A 19,503-nucleotide genomic window follows, 5' to 3' on the forward strand; every position below is an offset into this window, starting at 1 on the left:
AGTACCTTCCAATGCACTAAATACGCTTAAATAATGCAGACCTTGAGTCAGCCGTTGCACCATCAGCAGCAGTTAAAAATTTCTCCATGTGAATATCTGCTTCAAATACACGTCCTTGCATAAGCATCGTAATTGCTGCATCAATCATGGGTGGCGGACCACACAAATAAGCTTTATGGCCTGCTAAGCGTCCATCAAAATAGTTTTTAGCAGCTTCATGTACAAAGCCCTTAAACCCTTGCCAGTTATCAGTTTCTAAAGGTTCATTTAAGGCTGGGATGTAATGAAAGTTACTGTATTGATTAGCTAAGACCTCAAGTTCAGCTTTTTTATATAACTCAACTAGGTTTCTAGCGCCTTGAAAAAGGTAGATCTGCCTTGTATCACCCGCTTCTAAAAGCTCTGTAATCATTGAAAGTGGACTTGATAAGCCAGAGCCACCAGCAATAAAGATGACATCCTTGTCATCAGTCTTACGAACAAAGAATTGTCCGTAAGGGCCTGAAACCTTTAATTCATCACCTTCTTGCATTGACTGGTGAATCCAGCTAGTTCCTTTTCCTTCAGGTACTAAACGCACGTGCAAATCAACGTAACCAGCATTAGTGGGTGAATTAGCGATTGAAAAAGCACGGCTGCCTTCGATGTTTGGCAAGTTAAGGTTCACATACTGCCCAGCCTGAAATTGCATAGGGCGATCCAACTCAAGGCGAACTCCTTTAATGCTTGGTGAGAGGTCTTCTATAGCTACCACTTTTGCTTGATAGTCTTCAATTTGATAACCAGCAAAGTCTGGGTCAACATCGATGTCAGCCTCAATGACTAAATCTGACTCTGGTAAAGCACAGCAAGCTAAAACAACACCCTCTTCACGCTCCATATCCATTAGTGCAAAGGGTGAAGCTGCCCCAATATCTACATCCCCTTCTAACACCTGAACTTTGCAAGTGCCGCAGGTTCCATGTCCGCAAGCAAAAGGCAACCAAACACCTTGCCTTAAAGCAGCATCTAGCAGGGTTTGCCCTTCTTCTACTTCAACAACATCACCTGTTGGTTCAACTGTTACCTGGTAGGACATAATCTTCTCCTCAAACGCCTGCGTTTTTATAGCCTTTAAGCTCAGGTGTCTGAAACCTTAATAATGACTTATGCCCAATACCTTGCTCTTGCAGACTTTTATCTAATTGAGGCTCAAAAGGTTTGTTATCTAGTAACCAAGTTGCAGTTTCCCAATTAACCTTGCTGTACTCGGGGTGCATTTCAAAAGCTTCTTGCATTACTCCATCACGCAACTCTTTAAAAGTTGTTGCTGGTGGCACTGGATAAGCAAAGGCAGAACAAAACATTAAGTGGTGATCCCAACCAACATAAACGATTTGATTACCGTGAAAGTTTTCAAAGCGGTCTTTTGCTTCAAATTTATAATCGGGTGTTATAGCGACGACTGACATAGTATTAATTCCTGTTTTAATACCACTAGGCTAAAGTTGACTAGTGGCTTTTGTTATTGTTCAGGTTATAAGATAAAAATTAAGCAACCCCTTTTCTTTTCCATTCATTCCAACGCTTCTCATCAGATGAGCCTTTAAAATCCATATTGTCTTCACCAAGATTCATCTTGTAATAGTCACGCAATACTTCCTCTACATTTGCTCCACCACAATTACCTTGATAAATCTGATGTACAGGCAACCAAGACTGAACGTATTTTTCTGGTTCCTGATCAAAAATGTGTTTACAGCCATCTGAACAGAAGTGATATTTTTCACCTTCATAGTCACTAGAACGGTATGCAATCTGTGTTGGGTTATCCATCTCAGTAAAACCCATAGGAATCTGACAAGTAGTACATAGCTGAGGCAAAGCTTTGGTATAGAAGCGTTCGCCACGTGCTTCCATTTCCTTAGCTAGCTCCCAACGAGGGCGGTAATACTTATCAAAAGTATCTGGGTATTTTTCACTTAACCAATCCAGCTCTTCATCACTTGGAATCCAAGTGTGGAAACCAGCAGCATGACCATGGGTGTAGAAAATCCACCAAGCCTGGTGAGAAATGTGCTCTTTTTCTTTAGCAGTGGTTTCAACAAACTTAGGCATACGAATACCGTAACGAGCTAGGTCTTTGAAAAGTGCGCCACCTGCATCTTCAAAATAAACTTCCCAAGCTTCTTTCCAAGACATCACCTTGTTAGGCAGCATGTAGTCCATCATCATGGCTACAATTGCTAGCAAGCGTGTACCACGCCAAAACCACTTATCTATCCACTTTTGTACAATGGGAACATTGTCTTCATGCTGTTCTAATAGGAATTTAATAATCTCTAAGCCTAAGGTCATATGACGTGCTTCATCTGACTGAGCAGAGAAACCAAAAGTACAAGTTGCCATATCACCATTGTGTGCAGCACCTGACATAAAGGGCACAAATAAAAGATTGGTTAAAACGTATTCAAAGCTAAAGCTGATAGCTATTAAGAACTCGAAAGGACCGGCTGAACGTGCATCGTCAAAAAAAGACTTAGGTACAGACAAGTACCAAACACGATCATGCATATGTGTCCAGTCTTGGAAGCCATCAAAGAACTTGTTGTAATGGCTCATAGCATGAACTTGGGTTTGTACATGGCGTAACTCATCAATAGACTGCATTTGGCAAGCAACACGCGCACCAGCACCGCCAAATTGGCGACCCACATGGGCATAACCTTGGAAGGCTTGATACTCAAGTGGTGAAACACCCGTTAAAAACACTTTAATTGCGTTTACATAACGTGCATCTGTAACATTTAAGTGACCATTATTTTGTGAAAAGGCATCAAAAATTGCATAAAGCTTCTTTTCCTTTTCAGCTTGGTACTTCCAATAAGCATCCATAGTTAAACGAAAAGGGTCTTCCCACTTTGACCAATCAGTAATTTTTATCCCTTCAAACTCCTCATAGGGAAAAGCTTTTTTTCGATCAGAATAATCGTAATCCCAGTCTAAATCGCGGGTTAGAGCACGGTACTTGTCTTTCAAATTAAGTTTTTTGGCAACCATTGTATTTACCTTCTTATTATTGTGTTTGGCTTAAACATTCCAGCTAAGGCGCAGTTGATCTTCATCTTCATCAACGTTACCACCCAAAGTAATTAGGCTTAGATGCAACTCTTGTACATCCCAATCACGCCCAATTTTTTCTTCTACAGTGGATCGACGCACAACTAGCTCCCCTGTGCTTTCAATACGAATCATGGCTGGCTGATTTATAACTGTTGCTTCTTGGTTATCTTCAATTATTGCTTCAACGATATAGCGAGAATCATCGTTATCTTGTAAAGCCAAATAAACCTTAGACATGATGACTCCTTAGTAAGTAATACCAATTTTAGTTAGACGCTCTTCTAGTGATGCATCTGCAATACTTAATGCATCACTGTTATCAAGCATAGAGGCTACAACAGGCTTTAAAGCTTCTAATGTTTTTTTACGCCAGCGCTGAACCCACTCCCCAAGTAAGGCACTATTATCCTCTGACTCACTGGCAACCGTTTTTAAAACACTGTCTAACCAACGACTAGAGTCTTTATTCCATACCTGCATAAACTCAGTTAATAGCGCTATATCTCTAGCTCCCATAGATGCAAGCTTTTCATCTAGCTGGCTATAAAAGAGATTAAATATCAGGGTATCTACAACTAGGTCTTGGGCAATAAATACTTCAAACCAGTCTTCAACTGTCGTCATTTCCTCACATAGTGCACGCATAGGTTGCCAAACAGGGTTTTTCAGCCACTCCTGCTTTGCAGTAGTCAGTGATTCAGCACTATTGCCATCTAAAAGTAGACCAATTCTTGATAAGTACTGAGCATTACCGAGTCGATCCATAGCGTTATAAAGCAGAGCTTGAGTGATAGCCGTACCATATCCAAAGGCACAGCCATACATATTATTGAGATTCGCCGTATGTTCCACATGACGTAAAGGAATAAGGTAAGTAAGTAGGTAAGATTTAACTTCTTCAGACAAATGCTCAGCTAAACCACGTTTTTCAAAAAAGCTGTAGTTAGTCTCAGTGGCTTCTTGGTGTTTAGCTCGCTGCTGAACGTAAGTTCCGTAATAAAATTGGCGTGGATCTTTAAGATCATACCAATCATTCATTTTAATTTTAGTACGACTTTTATCGTTTAATTCGTACTGTGGCTGCCACAAGGGACGATAGTGGAAGTTTGCTTCACCCTGTAAGTCATAGGTTGCTTCTTGGTAACGTGATGCAGGCTTATCACCAAAGCGCCGTTCTATATTGGCAAAGGTATTACGAATAGGCTGCAATGTTGCCGTTTTTATTTCAATTGTCATCAACTCATACCCATCAGTAGTTTTATTTTTATTCAGTGGATCGATTGCGGTTGTTGGACATCAAGGTGTCCTCGTCGCCATACCGCCATTTGTTTAGCTCTGCATCAACGCTAGCCATTTGTTCATCAGTCATGTGAACGACAGCATTATTAGTGCAAAAAGCATTGAAAACAGCGGGTGGCATTATTAACTCTACAAATAAGGAAGGCTCCCCTATCGCAAAGTCAAACTCTACAAAGCGAGCATCAGGCTTACTGCGTACTCGTATATACTTGGTAAGACTTGGTAAACCATAGCTAGGTGCAAGAGCCTGCCTATGAACGGCTTGTAAATGTGACATACTAGATCCCCTAGTTTTTATTTTTGGATTTGCCATTAATCTACAAGCCAATCAATGCAATCAGTATGCCAAAACAATAGAAAACAACTTAACTTATTGATTTTAAATAGATTTATTAAATAGAAACAACATTGTGAACTTTTTGCTGACTAGCAAGATTAAATTAATTAGCTAAAAATTTGATCAAAAGATAAACCCAAATACTCAAGTTTATCTTTTGATCACTTTGCTGCAACGCAGCTAAAAATTTTAAAAAAAAAAGAGTAGAAAAAATTATAATTAAATAGGGGTATACTGTGAGAAATAAACCCTTAAGCGAATAGTCTTTTAATGATCAAACCTATAGCAACTACAAATAATTGGGTACGAAAGTGTCTAAACAAAAATTGCAATTACCAAGCTTCGAGCAACTTTTAAACAAGCTAAAATTCAACCCTGAAGATGGCAAAATCTGGCTAGCTGAGCAGCGTTCAGTTTTGATGAGCTTAGGCGCTTTATCTAGCTTTCGAAAAGAAATCATAACAACCCTTGGTCAAGAAAGAGGCAAGGGATTCTTTATGCGTTTGGGCTATTTTTCTGGGTTAAAAGATGCTGAGCTAGCCCTTAATATTGAAGAAAACTCTGATCCTGACCAAGCATTTTTAGTTGGCCCAATGTTGCATAATTTACGTGGGATGGTTAAAGCCATACCTCTCGTACTTGAGTGTGACCTAGAGAAAAAACATTTTTATGCTGAATTTGAATGGGTAGATTCTTTCGAAGTAGAAATTTGTAGAACTACCCTAGGCCAACTAAATGAGCCAGCTTGTTGGATTCTTCTTGGCTATGCATGTGCTTATTCAAGCCACTTTGCTGGTATGGACATTCAGTTTAGGGAAGTTGAGTGTTGTGGTCAGGGTGACCGACAGTGTCGTATCGTTGGTAAGCTAGCAAGCGAATGGCCTGATCACGAAGAGTTTAGCCTACTATTCAGAGAGGCACCCTTAATTGATGAGTTATATGAACTACAATCTCGTCTTGCTGATTTAGAACAAACTTTAGCTTATAACCCTGAAAATATGTACCGTGCACTAGGTGAAGCACCGCCTTTTACCAGTGCATTGGCCATGATTGACAAGGGTGCCAACTCTGAAGTTACTATGCTGTTATTAGGTGAAACAGGAACTGGTAAAGAGGTGCTTGCCCGACGTGTTCATAGTATGAGCCAACGTAATGACAAACCTTTTGTTGCAGTTAACTGTGCAGCTATTCCACCTGAACTAATAGAGTCGGAACTTTTTGGTGTTGAGAAGGGAGCTTATACAGGAGCAACCCAGTCTCGTAAAGGCCGTTTTGAACGCGCTAATGGTGGCACTATTTTCTTAGATGAAATTATTGAGCTAAGTGCTCGCGCTCAAGCAGCTTTACTACGTACTTTACAAGAAGGTGAAATAGAGCGAGTAGGTGACAATCAAACACGAAAGATTGATGTAAGAGTTGTTGCTGCTACTAATGAAGACTTAGCTAATGCTGTGAAGGATGGTCGATTTAGGCAAGATCTTTTTTATCGTATTAATGCTTACACTGTTATTATTCCGCCTTTAAGAGAGCGCAAAAATGATATTATTCTCTTAGCGGAACACTTCCGTAAACGCTATGAAAAACAATATAAGAAAACTACTCTAGGGTTTACAGATTTAGCTGTTGAGGCATTACACAGTTACAACTGGCCTGGAAATATCCGTGAACTAGAAAATACTATTGAACGCGGCATCATTCTAACGGATGATCAAAACTCGATTACTGAACTAACGCTTTTCAATACAAGCCATTCATCTTTAGATGTTGCTGTAGGTGACATCCGTAAAATTAATCAACAATCCGGACAAATTGAAACGGTCGACAGCAAAAGTTACCTAAAGAATACGCTTGCTGAACAGGTTCTTTATAACGAAATTAGTATTAATGAGCTTGAGAAAATACTAATTGAAAAAGCAATGCTTAACTCTGAAGGTAAAGTATCTGTTGCAGCCAGAATGCTGGGGTTAAGTCGTGCAGCTTTTGCATATCGCTTGAAGCGAATAGAGGAAACGAAAGAAGAAAGTAAGTTCAATAGCTAATGACTAGCTTGTCATTAACTAGCCTAACAATAACTCATTAGGCTAGTTAATACTTACTAACACAAACCTAGCTAGCTTTAGTCCAGCTAGTACCATCTTTGGTATCTTTTAGCAGAATACCCTGAGCTTCTAACTCTTCTCTAATACGATCAGCTTCTGCAAAGTTTCTATCTTGCTTGGCCATTAGGCGCTTTTCTATTAGGGTTTCTATCACATCTGGGTTAATACTGTGCTTTGTGCTGAGTGCTTTTCCTTTCAGAAAATCATCAGCGTTTTGCTGTAGCATTCCCAAAATTCCACCTAAATCACGCAATTCAAAAGCTAAAGCTTCGGCCAAGGGTTGATCATCTTGTTCGCCTGCACGGTTTAAGCTACGCGCTAAATCAAATAAAACAGCAAAGGCTTCTGGGGTATTAAAGTCATCATCCATAGCAGCAAAGAACTGGCTGCGCCATTCACCAGCACTAGCTACTAGTGCGGCATCTTCCACTGGCTTAACCTTTTGTAAAGCTGTGTAAAAACGCTCTAGGTTTTTACGGGCATCATGCAAAGCGCTTTCAGCATAATTAATAGCTGAACGGTAATGGCTGGCGAGTAACAAATAACGAATCACTTCGGCATCGTGTTTTTCTAGCACATCGCGAATGGTAAAAAAGTTATCTAAGGACTTAGACATTTTTTCTTGATCCACACGTACTGCGCCTGCATGCATCCAAGTGTTCACGTACTTCTGGCCTGTTGCTGCTTCGCTTTGGGCTATTTCATTTTCGTGGTGTGGAAAGGGTAAATCTGGGCCGCCGCCATGAATATCAAAGGTATTACCCAAGCAGCAGGTCGACATAGCCGAACACTCTATATGCCAACCGGGCCGACCTTCGCCCCAAGGTGAAGACCAACTAACTTCAGTGGGTTTGGCGGCTTTCCAAAGTACAAAATCAAGTGGGTCTTCTTTAAAGCTATCCACCTCAACCCTTGCGCCCGATTGCAATTCATCCAGTTTGCGGTTGGTTAGCTGGCCGTAATTTTCAAACTTGCGTACCCGGTAATAAACATCACCATTACTAGCGGCATAGGCATAGCCTTTTTCTTCTAGCGTTTGAATTAGGTTAATAATTTCAGTGATATAAGCCGTAGCACGCGGTTCGCTATCTGGGCGCACTACACCTAACCTAGCTTCATCTTCGTGCATGGCTTTAATCATGCGCTCGGTCAGCTCACCAATGGTTTCTTGGTTTTCATCAGCGCGTTTAAGAATTTTGTCATCTATATCGGTAATGTTACGCACATAATTTACTTCATAACCACGGGTGCGCAGGTAGCGGGTAATCATGTCAAAAGCGACCATGACTCGCGCATGACCTAGGTGACAAAGGTCATAAACGGTAATGCCGCACACGTACATTTTAACTTTACCAGCTTCTATTGGCGTAAAAACTTCTTTCTTGCGCGTTAAGGTATTGTAAATTTTAAGTTGCGGTAAGCTATTCATTTCAACCCTGTTTTTTCTGTATTTTGGCCCAAGAATCTTTAAGGCTGACTGTACGATTAAATACCAGCTTAGTGCCCTGCTGGTGGTCGTAACGATCAGCACAGAAATAACCGACTCGCTCAAACTGGAAGCGATCTTCTGCTTGTGCTGTTGCTAGGCTAGGCTCACAAATGGCTTCAACAACACTGAGTGAGTCTGAGCTTAAATGCTCTAGGAAATCGACATCTTTATCTGAGTCAGGCGATTCAACTTGGAATAAATTGTCATATAAACGTACTTCAGCTGGAAGGCCATGCGTTGCGCTTACCCAATGAATAACTCCCTTCACTTTACGGCCTTCTGGGTTTTTGCCTAAAGTCTCTGGGTCGTAGCTACAACGTAATTCAAGTATTTTACCTTGCTCGTCTTTAATCACTTCATCACAACGAATAACCCAAGCATTACGCAAGCGCACTTCTTGGCCCGGCGCTAGGCGGAAGAATTTTTTAGGTGGTTCTTCCATAAAGTCATCGCTATCTATGTAGAGCTCTTTAGTAAAAGGCAAGGTGCGCTGGCCAAACTCTTCTCTGGCTGGGTGGCTAGGTGACGTTAGTAGTTCTTCTCGGCCTTCTTCCCAGTTAGTGATAACCACTTTAATGGGGTTAAGCACTACCATAGCGCGTTTAGCTGTATGTTCTAAATCACTACGCAGGGCAAAGTGCAACATGCCTATATCTACCACACCACCGGCTCGGTTAACGCCGATCATGTCGCAGAAGTCACGCAAAGACTTGGGCGTGTAACCTCGACGGCGTAAACCTGAAATGGTAGGCATACGTGGGTCATCCCAGCCATTCACTACGCCTTCATCAACCAAGAGCTTTAACTTACGCTTAGAAGTCACCGTATAGTTTATATTAAGGCGTGCAAATTCTGTTTGTACTGGCTTGCAAGGCACAGGTAGATTATCTAAAAACCATTCATATAAAGGGCGGTGGTCTTCAAATTCCAAGGTGCAAAGGGAATGGGTAATGCCTTCTAGTGCATCTGACTGGCCATGCGTAAAGTCATAGCTAGGGTAGATGCACCATTTATTACCCGTTTGGTGGTGTTCTTGATGACGTATGCGGTAAAGAATGGGATCACGCAAATTAATGTTAGGTGAGGCCATATCAATTTTGGCACGTAACACCTTGGCACCGTCTGGGTAATCTCCGGCACGCATTTTATTAAACTCAGCTAGGTTTTCTTCAATACTGCGTTCACGAAAAGGGCTGTTAGTGCCTGGCTCAGTTAAGGTGCCACGGTATTCACGCATTTGTTCTGCGTTAAGTTCGCAAACATAGGCTTTGCCAGTAGTTATTAAATGCACTGCCCAGTCATAAAGCTGCTCAAAGTAGTCGGAAGCAAAGCGCACCTCACCTGTCCATTGAAAACCCAGCCAATTAACGTCTTCTTTAATGGCATCAATAAATTCTTGGCTTTCTTTTTCTGGGTTGGTGTCATCAAAACGCAAATGGCAATCACCACCAAACTCTTTTGCTATGCCAAAGTTTAAACAAATGCTTTTAGCATGGCCGATATGTAGAAAACCATTGGGTTCTGGTGGGAAGCGGGTAATAACTTTTTGCTGTTGACCCGCCTCACGCTGCTGAATAATCATGTTGCGAATAAAGTTGGTTGCAGCAATAATTTCGGGCTGACTCATAAGGCTCGCTCTATAACAGGTTGGTGAAAATACCGGCGGGTAGGGACAGATCATTACTGATCCATCCCCCCCTAAGAACCGTGCTTGCGGGTTTCCTCGCACACGGCTCAAGTCTAGTTAAGTCAGGTTTAACCCTGACCGGCCGCTTTGGCTTTGGACTTCAATTGTGTGGCAATATCCATCCATTTTAGTATTACCTGGTTCATTCCGCGAGAGTGTACCAGCGAATGACAGTTTGGGTGAAGCAGTGCCCTGTTTTTCAAGGTGTTAGAGCCGCCGTCTACACGTCGAATGACGTGATGATCATGCCAGCCCGTTTCCTTGGTGATGGGCTGTCCGCAGTAGGCGCACTTGCCCATTTGCCTGCGATACAGCGACACCAGTTCCTTTTGATATTTCAGCTTGTGCTGCATTCGCTGAGTCCTCAAGGCTTCCCACTTCTCCTCCTGCGCCGCGTCATACGGGTGATACCCCGTTGGTAAACGCTTGTGGCGCACGATGGGAGTGCTTGCCAGCTGATACAGCTGCTGGTAAAACACCTCCCCCTCACTGCTTCTAAAGGGTTTAGCAAACACCCAATTATTGCCGTTAATGGAATGGAAGTATTTCTTCTTAATCCATTTTTCGGATTTTCTCGGGTGCCTGCGTTTGATCCACCTTCTGATCCGCCAGAAAATCAAATGATCCAGCTTACTGAAGGTTTCCTTGGCCACAACAGGAGCATGGTACTGTGACCAGCCCTTGAGTACCGGGTTGAGCTGTGCAATCAGTGCCTCTTGGGTCATCGCTCCACTGTTTTTGATGATGTTTGCCACTTTCCGATAGAAGGCTTGCGCATTCTTCTTCGAGGGTTTGATCAGCAGTTTTGCTTGCCTGTAAGGCGACTTCGGCACGTACTTTCTGAAATTCCAGCCCAGAAAGTCAAAGCCATCGGTGATTGCGGTAATATGCGTTTTTTCCTGAGATAATTCCACTCCTCTGACTGCGAGGAAGGCTTCAATCCAAGGTTTGACGACCTCTTCCAGCAGCTCTTTCGAGTCAGCCAGCACTACAAAGTCATCGGCATAACGCACCACTTTCACTTTTGACCTTTTGGCTCCTGTCACTCCCAGACGTTCCACCAGATAATGCTGCAATCCAGTTTCCAGACCATTGAGTGTGGCGTTTGCCAGACAGGGTGAGATGATTCCACCCTGCGGCGTCCCGGCATGGGTTGCCCTGTACTGAGATCGGTCAATGACCCCAGCCTTCAACCACTTCCTGAGCAGTTCCTTGTTCATGGGAACATGGCTGCTTAACCAGTCATGGTTGATGTTGTCGAAAAACCCCTTGATGTCTCCCTCCAGTATCCAGACGGGAGCCACCTTGGGAGCCAACAAATGGAAGAGTTCTACCATTGCGTCGGCAGTTGAGCGATCCGGTCGAAAACCATACGACTTGGGATCACTGGTGGTTTCTACCACTGGCTCCAGAGATAGCAGCAAGAGTGCCTGCATTGCCCGATCAAGCATGACCGGAATCCCCAAAGGGCGTTTTTCCTTTTTGCCGGGTTTCGGTATCCAGACGCGCCTAAGCGGTTTGGGTCGATACCCCCTGATTTTCGACAAGCGTTTTATGGCGTGCCATTTTGCCTTGGGTGTTCCCCAGGTTTCACCGTCGATTCCCGGAGTCTTGCGACCCCGGTTCTCGGTTACGCGTTTTACAGCCAGACAACGACCATAAAACGAGTGGGTAAGCAGGCGCTGTAGGCGTTTAACTTGCCGCCAACGACCTGCTTTAGCTGCCTCTGCGATTCGCAACTGCGTTTTTCTAACCGCTCGGCTTGCACTAGCCCAGTCAATACCGTGCCAGTGTGTGGCTCCGCAGTTCGGAGCCGCAGACGAAATCAAAGATTCCGTATTCATACCGTCCTCCGTTAGCTGGGTAAATACCAAGCACAAAAAGAGGATGGTTCTCGACCCATAGGGGCGAGTAGCGTCCCCTATGGGCTGGTATATTTTGAAAGACCACCTTCTATCCGTGGCCTCCCTGGCTGCTGAAATCAGCAGTGTCGTCGCAGTACTAGACCAAGTGCACGTCAGCCGCAGTTTCCTGCGTCGGTAATGTTGCAACCGATATGCCAGCCATTACAGCCAGCCCTTTGCTTCTTGCACCCTCCTATTCCCCACACTGATCAGCGCCCCTTGCGGGTTGCCTGCCTTTCACACAGCGTAAGCTGCATTTCAGGCCAGTGATCGGGATTGCCACGTTCCCTGAACCCCACCACTCCACCCCTTAGGCTCTACCTGTCCACCGACAGCGTTTGTAGTATCGTATCGTCTTCTTCAACAACGATAACCCACTGCTTTGCCTGTTTTGGCTGAGGCCAATAATTGCCGTAGGCCCGTCAATACTTACGGTGGTTCTGACGATAGTTTACTTGCGTTAGCCATAGGGTTTCAGTCACTAGCTCTTCTGAAAGCAGGCAATTTGCCCCCAATACTGCCTGTGTTACCATCAGCAGCACCCATAAAGGGAAGAACATTGTCAGTCGAGCTTCACACAACCGGGTTAGCCCCTGCTGCATGTCGACCTAGTGAACGTGTGGATACACACACGGCTTGATACCTCTCCTTGTGAGAAAGGCCAAGCATTAGGGAACAGAGCTTGCGCTCCGCGTCGGGCAAGAAACAGCAGTTGAACTGCTTTCTCATCCGAGAATGGCATACCCAGCAGGGTATGCAACCCTGCGGGTATGAAAAAGGAGTTACTTATGACAAAAAAGTCTAAAGTCTCCACGATTTTTAAGGTTAGGATGCTGTAACAGGACAGCACCAAGGGTCATTATCAGAGTAAATCTGACACAACCTATCGTGAATCGAACTGCGGCTCCCCGCCGCTGTTTGACCCAGCACCGTTGTTCGCGGTGTTTTTAAGTCCTTGATTTACAAGGACTGACTTGGTTTCAAACAGTTGACACGTAACGTGACGTGTCGCACTAAAGAAAAGTATTATAGCGGATGCAAGCCGCCCTATACAGGCGTGCACCTTTGAATTAACGGAGTTTACTATGTCTGACAGCAATCCACAGGTTCGCCTGACCACTAATTTCGGCGATATTGTTTTAGAATTGAATGCTGAAAAAGCCCCTAAGACTGTGGCTAACTTTATTAGTTATGTAGAAAGTGGTCATTATAATGGCACTATTTTTCACCGTGTAATCAGTAACTTCATGGTTCAGGGGGGTGGTTTTGATACTGATTTCAACCAAAAGCCAACCCAAGCTCCAGTAGAAAATGAAGCAGATAACGGCCTAAGCAATGTTAATGGCAGTGTTGCTATGGCGCGTACTATGGATCCTCACTCAGCCAGTGCGCAGTTTTTTATTAACGTAAAGGACAACGACTTTTTAAACCACTCAGGTAAAAATACTCAAGGTTGGGGCTATGCTGTATTTGGTGCGGTAGTTGAAGGCATGGATGTGGTTGAAAAAATTAAAGGCGTGGCAACCGGTAATAAACAAGGTCACCAAGATGTGCCCGTTGAAAATGTGGTCATCGAAACAGCAGTGCTCGTGGAAGCGGAATAAGTTTAGATGCTGCTATTGGTTTCAGATATGCATTTGCAAGAAAATCGCCCGGCTTTAACCCGGGCTTTTTTGCATTTTTTAAAAACTGAAGCCACTCAAGCTAAAGCACTTTACCTCTTGGGGGATATTTTTAATCTCTGGGTGGGTGATGATGCTATGACAGACTTCCATAGAGGTGTAGCTCAAGCACTTAAGGAGCTAGCTGAAAGCGGTACTTACGTTTTTATTATGCACGGCAATCGTGACTTTGCTTTAGGTGAGAGTTTTTGCAAGCAAGCAGGCTGCACTCTGCTAAAAGACCCTAGCATTATTGCACCCTTTGGCCAGTCTATTTTGCTAATGCACGGTGATTTACTTTGTACCCAAGATATTAGTTACCAAAGAATGCGGCGTGTTTTGCACAACCCCTTAATTAAATACCTTTTGTTGCATCTTCCTTTAAGGTTACGGCTAAAAATTGCCAATAAAGCACGCCAAGTAAGCAAATCATCAACCAGTAAAAAAGCCAGCTATATTGTTGATGTAACTCAGCAAGAAGTGGTTAGGTTAATGGAAAAACACCAAACCACCTGCCTTATTCATGGTCATACCCACCGGCCAGCAGTGCATGATTTAGAAATAGAATTGAATAATAAGAAGTTGCCAGCTAAGCGTTATGTGTTAGGCGATTGGAGTGACCAAGAGGGCTGGAAAATCACCCTAACAGAAGAGGATATCCAGCTTAGCTCTTTTAATTTTAATAACTCTTAGTTTTTAACGATTCTTAAAATGCGGTGCTCGCTTTTCAACAAAAGCCTGCATACCTTCGCTACGGTCTGCAAAAGCAAAACTACTTTGAAAAGCATGGCGTTCAAAACGCATACCAGCGGCTAGTGTTGTTTCGTAGGCTTGATCTACCGCATCACGTATTAATAAGGTGACAGGGCGTGATTGAGCAGCGATGGCTTCAGCCGTTGCTAAGGCTTCGTTAAATAGTTCTGTAACGGGCAAAATACGACTAACCAAACCACTCCTTTCTGCTTCTTCAGCATCCATCATTCGACCGGTTAAGCACATTTCCATGGCTTTAGCCTTGCCTATAGCACGGGTTAAACGCTGCGTACCACCTGCACCTGGCATGGTGGCTAGCTTAATTTCTGGCTGACCAAAACGTGCGGTATCACTGGCTAGAATAAAATCACAAGCCATAGCCAACTCACAACCACCGCCTAAAGCCATACCTGAAACAGCAGCTATCATAGGCTTACGTCTTGATTCCAAAACCTGCCAACCATCACCTTCTACATAAGGGAAGTTCATGGCAAATAGCTCTGGAAAATCTTTATTAGCCATTTCAGAAATATCAGCGCCAGCGGCAAACACTTTTTCACTGCCTTGAATTAATAAACAGCCAATTTCTGCATCCTGTTCAAAGCTTTTAACTGCTTGACCTATTTCTGCAATTAATGCCATAGATAAAGCGTTATAAACCTTAGGACGATTCAGGGTAATAACACCCACTGCGCCTTTTTTTTCAACTAAAATATTTTCATAAGCCATGGGTTAATTCTCATTACTTTTGTTTGGGCTGGGTGGTACCGGCATCTACTTGAGGGCGATTTGGTTCAACTTCTGTTAAAGGTTCGCACTCTTCTAAAGTGGCTAGGCAACGCCTTGTTAAACGCTGGTATTCACCTGTACCTTCTTGCTTCCAAGCAATTTCTTCAGCACTTAATTTGCGGTGTACTTTGGCGGGCGAACCAAGAATTAATGATTCGGGTTCACAAGTAAAACCTGCTTTAACAAAGGCGGTAGCAGCAACAATGGAGCGAGGTGCGATTTTTGCGCCATCCATTACCACGGCATTCATACCAACCAGTGAGTCTTCACCTACTATGCAACCATGTAAAATAGCGCCGTGACCTATATGGCCGTCTTTTTCGACCACTGCGTCTAGGCCAGGAAAAGCATGCATTACACAGGTATCTTGTACGTTAGCGCCTTCTTTAAGAATTATTCGCCCAAAGTCACCGCGTAAACAAGCGGTAGGGCCTACATAACAATTAGGGCCAATATGCACATCACCAATTAATACTGCGGTAGGGTGAACATAGGCGGTTGGATGAACAACGGGGGCAACACCTTCAATTTTATAACAGGGCATTTTTTATTTTCCTTGAAGTTTACTGGTTTAAGCTAAGCTGCTTAACAGAGCAGACTAACTTAAGCTGCACCTAAGCGTCAGCGATAAAACTGACGCTTAGGTCACAGTAAAGCAAAGACAACTAACCTAAGGCTAGTTAGACGTGACGACGACTTTGTACAACAACAAAGCGGTTCACTAGGAAGGCAGCATCACTTAAACAAGCATTAGCGGCAGGATTACCACCGGTAGCGTGGAAGTCACTGAAAGCAGCAGATTGGTTAACAAATACGCCGCCATCTAGGTTGCAAGAAAGCGCAACTTTAACATCCATTGCTAGTTCTTCAGCTTGCTCTAAAACAGCTTCAGAGGTTGAGTAAACACCTAGAGTAATAGCACCCTGCTCTTCAAGTACTGCTTTAGCTAAACGCATAGAATCCGCAGTGTCTTCTGTTGCAATTAGGAAAGAGATAGGACCAAAGCGCTCTTCTGAATAGGTAGCTTGATCTTTACCATCTACTTTCAGAATAAGCGGTGTGCGTATACGAGCTTCTGGAAATTGTGCATGAGTACGGCTTTCGCTATCTAGCACTATTTCACCCAAGCTACGACACTCATCAATACGCTTAGCCGTTGCTTCAGACTGGATAGCACCTAATACCATGCAAGCACGGTCGTTATCGCCTAAGAATTTGCTAGTTGCTGTTGCCAAGGCTTGTGCAAACTCATCAAAGCTTACTTTACCTTCGGGTGTATCAATTCCACCTTTGGGAACATAGATAGCCTGAGTTGTGGTACACATTTGACCGGAATAAAGACTTAGCGTGAAAGCTAGGTTGCGAGTCACGGCTTTTAAGTCGCTAACGCTATCAACAATAATCGAGTTAACACCGGCTTTTTCGGTAAAGACTTTAGCGTGCAGTGCATTCTGCTCTAACCAGTTACCAAAAACGCTAGAACCTGTGTAATCAATGACTTTTACTTTAGGGTTCATGGCTAAAACCTTAGCAACTGGCTCTTCTAGCGTGTCAACAGCCAAGCTAACTATCTGTGGGTCTAGGCCTACTTCTTTTAATACTTCTTGGGCTACTTTTACAGTTAAAGCAGCAGGCAAAATAGCTGCGGGGTGGGGCTTAACGATTACGGGGTTACCGGTAACTAGGCTGGCAAACAAACCTGGGTAGGTGTTCCAAGTGGGGAAGGTAGAGCAACCAATAACCATGGCAACACCACGGGGTACGATGGTGAATTTTTTATCCATCACCAATGGATCCATCTTACCTTGTGGCTTGTTCCAACGTGCAGAAGCCGGAACAGCATTCATTGCATCCCAACCATAAACTACCGCTTCTAAAGCACGGTCTTGGGCATGAGGTGCACCCGCTTGGAAGGCCATCATAAAACCCTGACCACTGGTGTGCATGACCGCATGGCCCATTAAAGGACTCATAGCATTTAGGCGCTGGAGAATCTCCATACACACACCGACACGGCCTTTAGGGCCAACATCACGCCACTGAGGTATCAGTGCATGTAGGGTGTCAACTAGCTGATCCATATCGGGCTGATCGTAGCTAGTGCCTAAATCTAATCCATAGGGTGAACGCTCACCGGTAATTTTTTTAACGCTTGCTGGGCCTTCTAGCTCAAAGTGCTGGTTACACAAAGCCTTGAAGTCTTCTGGCGCAGATTTAACTAGCTCTTCTGGATACTTCTTTAAGTTTTCCGAGTAGGGCGACCAGTATTCACGGGTATGAATGGCTTCTACTGCACGATTTAATAGTGTTTCATGACGTTCAAACAGGGTGGCAGGCGTTACTGCTGACATGGTAGGTCTCCTAAGAAATAATAGTATAAAAAAACATTCATCCAGCGTGCCAACATAGCAACAACAATTTAAAACAAGACGCGCTTTTTGTATCACATCCACCTAGCAAAGCAAAGCAATCAGCTTTATTTATACTAATAACCCGCAAAAAAACTGCTCAAAAACAAATTAAACAACAATAAAAAATACAGATTTTATATTAAAAATCAAATAGTTAACTATAAGAAACCCTAAAAAACACCTAAAAGCGATACACAAAACAAGAATTAAGTTCTTGATCAGTGTCATTTTTTGGATATACTAATTTCAGCAATGCATCGAGCTAACTTAGCCACAAGAATACAAGACAAAAAGATGTAACTGCTATTTAGGTCACTCGCTGATCGGCACAACCTAAGCAGTCAAATATATAATAAACAATTCATGGGTTGCTTATGCCTGATAATCTAATTATCCAAGGGCCAGATAAGGGTGTGTTGTTAATAACACTTAACCGCCCTGCTGCTCTCAATGCTTTAAATACTGCCCTCTTAGGTGAATTATCCGCCGCGCTAGATACTGCAGAAGCAGACACCGCTACTCGTGCCGTTGTTATTACGGGTAGTGAACGTGCTTTTGCTGCTGGTGCAGACATCAATGAAATGGCAGCACGTGATCTGGTTGGAATACTTGAAGACCCGCGTGTTGCTCACTGGCAGCGCCTAGCACGCTTTCCCAAACCCATTATTGCTGCAATCAATGGTTTTGCCTTGGGTGGCGGCTGTGAACTTGCCATGCACGCAGACATTCTTATAGCAGGCGAAAATGCTCGCTTTGGTCAACCAGAAATTAACCTAGGCATTATGCCTGGTGCTGGTGGTACACAGCGTTTAACCCGTGCTGTTGGTTCTGCCCTAGCCATGCACCTAGCCTTAACGGGTGAACAAATTTCTGCCCAACGTGCTTTACAAGCAGGCTTAATCAGTGAGATTTGCCCAACAGAACTAACCGTTGAGCGTGCTATTCAAATTGCTGAAACCATTGCCAGCAAAGCGCCCCTTGCTGTTCGCCTAACTAAAGAAGCCATTCATAAAGCAAGCGATACTGACTTGGCAACGGGTCTTAGATTCGAACGCCATGCCTTTACAGTGTTAGCAGGTACTGCTGATCGTGCTGAAGGCTTGCAAGCTTTCCAAGAAAAACGTCGGCCTAAATTTACGGGTTGTTAGCCTATTAACCCTCTACTTACAGGACTTAGTTATGTCTGAGCCAAGCATTCTTCTCGAAATTAACGAAGGGGTTGCACTCTTAACCCTTAACCGTCCAGCAAACCTCAATAGTTTTAACGCTGAAATGCATCAGCAAATGCGTGATGCCTTAAATCAAGTTCGTAAAGATGCCAGTGTGCGTGCACTAGTTATTACGGGCGCTGGTCGTGGCTTTTGTGCCGGACAAGATTTAGGTGATCGCAATGTAGCGGCTACTAGCGAAGCACCCGATTTAGGTGAGTCGATTGAAAAACGCTACAACCCCATGCTACGCACTTTACGCGACCTACCACTACCGGTTATTTGTGCAGTCAATGGTGTAGCAGCTGGTGCAGGTGCCAACATAGCTTTGGCTTGTGATATTACACTTGCTGCCCGCTCTGCTAGCTTTATTCAAGCCTTCTGTAAAATTGGTCTTATTCCTGATTCTGGCGGCACTTGGACACTTCCTCGTTTAGCCGGTATGGCGCGTGCTAAAGGTATGGCTTTATTAGGTGACAAAATTCCTGCTGAACAAGCAGAAAGCTGGGGCATGATTTGGCAGTGTGTAGATGACGAAAAGTTAATGGAAGAAACCATGAAACTAGCTCGTCATTTAGCAACTCAGCCCACCAAAGGCTTAGCTTTAATTAAACGCGCAATGAATGCCAGCACCAACAACACCTTTGATGAGCAGCTAGACCTAGAACGTGACTTACAGCGTTTAGCAGGTCGTACTGAAGATTACCGTGAAGGCGTGGCTGCTTTTATGGAAAAACGCCAACCCAGTTTTAAGGGGCACTAAG

At 43.8% G+C, this 19,503-nt stretch carries 17 protein-coding genes; 5 read left to right on the forward strand and 12 right to left on the reverse strand.

Annotation, left to right across the window (positions count from 1 at the left end):
- Positions 1-16: 16 nt before the first annotated feature.
- From H571_RS0108440 to H571_RS14745, 6 genes are all read right to left on the reverse strand, one after another.
- Positions 17-1,078 (reverse strand): NADH:ubiquinone reductase (Na(+)-transporting) subunit F, encoded by a 1,062-nt coding sequence (locus H571_RS0108440; RefSeq protein ID WP_027848917.1) that lies wholly within the window; start codon positions 1,076-1,078, stop codon positions 17-19.
- A gap of 10 nt (positions 1,079-1,088) precedes the next feature.
- Positions 1,089-1,451 (reverse strand): phenol hydroxylase subunit P4, encoded by a 363-nt coding sequence (locus H571_RS0108445; RefSeq protein WP_027848918.1) that lies wholly within the window; start codon positions 1,449-1,451, stop codon positions 1,089-1,091.
- Positions 1,452-1,530: 79 nt separating this feature from the next.
- Positions 1,531-3,039: an aromatic/alkene/methane monooxygenase hydroxylase/oxygenase subunit alpha gene (locus H571_RS0108450; protein ID WP_027848919.1), complete on the reverse strand. Its 1,509-nt coding sequence runs from the start codon at positions 3,037-3,039 to the stop codon at positions 1,531-1,533.
- 30 nt (positions 3,040-3,069) lie between these two features.
- Positions 3,070-3,339, reverse strand: coding sequence for an MmoB/DmpM family protein (locus H571_RS0108455; protein WP_245562336.1), 270 nt, complete (start codon positions 3,337-3,339; stop codon positions 3,070-3,072).
- Between the two features lie 9 nt (positions 3,340-3,348).
- Complete coding sequence (locus H571_RS0108460) at positions 3,349-4,338, reverse strand: aromatic/alkene monooxygenase hydroxylase subunit beta (protein ID WP_027848921.1); 990 nt, start codon at positions 4,336-4,338, stop codon at positions 3,349-3,351.
- Between the two features lie 28 nt (positions 4,339-4,366).
- Positions 4,367-4,678 (reverse strand): phenol hydroxylase subunit, encoded by a 312-nt coding sequence (locus H571_RS14745; RefSeq protein ID WP_084482769.1) that lies wholly within the window; start codon positions 4,676-4,678, stop codon positions 4,367-4,369.
- A gap of 371 nt (positions 4,679-5,049) precedes the next feature.
- Between H571_RS14745 and H571_RS0108470 the strand changes: the two genes are divergently transcribed.
- On the forward strand, positions 5,050-6,777 hold the full coding sequence (locus tag H571_RS0108470) for a sigma-54-dependent Fis family transcriptional regulator (RefSeq protein ID WP_027848922.1): 1,728 nt from the start codon (positions 5,050-5,052) through the stop codon (positions 6,775-6,777).
- A 67-nt stretch (positions 6,778-6,844) separates the two neighbouring features.
- Here H571_RS0108470 and cysS read toward each other — a convergent pair whose 3' ends face one another.
- From cysS to ltrA, 3 genes are all read right to left on the reverse strand, one after another.
- Positions 6,845-8,266, reverse strand: a complete 1,422-nt coding sequence (gene cysS, locus H571_RS0108475) for a cysteine--tRNA ligase (RefSeq protein WP_027848923.1) — start codon at positions 8,264-8,266, stop codon at positions 6,845-6,847.
- Position 8,267: 1 nt separating this feature from the next.
- A complete protein-coding gene (locus H571_RS0108480) occupies positions 8,268-9,953 on the reverse strand; it encodes a glutamine--tRNA ligase/YqeY domain fusion protein (RefSeq protein ID WP_027848924.1) in 1,686 nt (561 codons plus the stop codon).
- 128 nt (positions 9,954-10,081) lie between these two features.
- The gene (gene ltrA / locus H571_RS14750; protein WP_051168248.1) at positions 10,082-11,857 is read right to left on the reverse strand and encodes a group II intron reverse transcriptase/maturase; all 1,776 of its coding nucleotides are present in this window, start codon (positions 11,855-11,857) and stop codon (positions 10,082-10,084) included.
- Between the two features lie 1,145 nt (positions 11,858-13,002).
- Here ltrA and H571_RS0108495 point away from each other — a divergent pair.
- Together H571_RS0108495 and H571_RS0108500 are read left to right on the forward strand one after the other, a co-directional pair.
- The gene (locus H571_RS0108495; RefSeq protein WP_027848925.1) at positions 13,003-13,521 is read left to right on the forward strand and encodes a peptidylprolyl isomerase; all 519 of its coding nucleotides are present in this window, start codon (positions 13,003-13,005) and stop codon (positions 13,519-13,521) included.
- Between the two features lie 6 nt (positions 13,522-13,527).
- Positions 13,528-14,271, forward strand: coding sequence for a UDP-2,3-diacylglucosamine diphosphatase (locus H571_RS0108500; RefSeq protein ID WP_027848926.1), 744 nt, complete (start codon positions 13,528-13,530; stop codon positions 14,269-14,271).
- A gap of 3 nt (positions 14,272-14,274) precedes the next feature.
- On the opposite strand, the gene H571_RS0108505 is transcribed toward H571_RS0108500, so the two are convergent.
- The 3 genes from H571_RS0108505 to paaN form a co-directional block, all read right to left on the reverse strand.
- Positions 14,275-15,060, reverse strand: a complete 786-nt coding sequence (locus tag H571_RS0108505) for an enoyl-CoA hydratase-related protein (RefSeq protein WP_027848927.1) — start codon at positions 15,058-15,060, stop codon at positions 14,275-14,277.
- Between the two features lie 13 nt (positions 15,061-15,073).
- Positions 15,074-15,664, reverse strand: a complete 591-nt coding sequence (gene paaY / locus H571_RS0108510) for a phenylacetic acid degradation protein PaaY (RefSeq protein ID WP_027848928.1) — start codon at positions 15,662-15,664, stop codon at positions 15,074-15,076.
- A gap of 136 nt (positions 15,665-15,800) precedes the next feature.
- On the reverse strand, positions 15,801-17,471 hold the full coding sequence (gene paaN, locus H571_RS0108515; protein WP_027848929.1) for a phenylacetic acid degradation protein PaaN: 1,671 nt from the start codon (positions 17,469-17,471) through the stop codon (positions 15,801-15,803).
- Positions 17,472-17,905: 434 nt separating this feature from the next.
- On the opposite strand from paaN, the gene paaF reads away from it, so the two are divergent.
- Both paaF and paaG read left to right on the forward strand, forming a co-directional pair.
- Positions 17,906-18,679 (forward strand): 2,3-dehydroadipyl-CoA hydratase PaaF, encoded by a 774-nt coding sequence (gene paaF, locus H571_RS0108520; RefSeq protein WP_027848930.1) that lies wholly within the window; start codon positions 17,906-17,908, stop codon positions 18,677-18,679.
- Between the two features lie 31 nt (positions 18,680-18,710).
- On the forward strand, positions 18,711-19,502 hold the full coding sequence (gene paaG, locus H571_RS0108525; RefSeq protein ID WP_027848931.1) for a 2-(1,2-epoxy-1,2-dihydrophenyl)acetyl-CoA isomerase PaaG: 792 nt from the start codon (positions 18,711-18,713) through the stop codon (positions 19,500-19,502).
- The last annotated feature ends 1 nt before the right edge of the window (position 19,503 follow it).

The sequence above is a fragment of the Marinospirillum minutulum DSM 6287 genome (assembly GCF_000422325.1).
Taxonomy (GTDB): domain Bacteria; phylum Pseudomonadota; class Gammaproteobacteria; order Pseudomonadales; family Halomonadaceae; genus Marinospirillum; species Marinospirillum minutulum.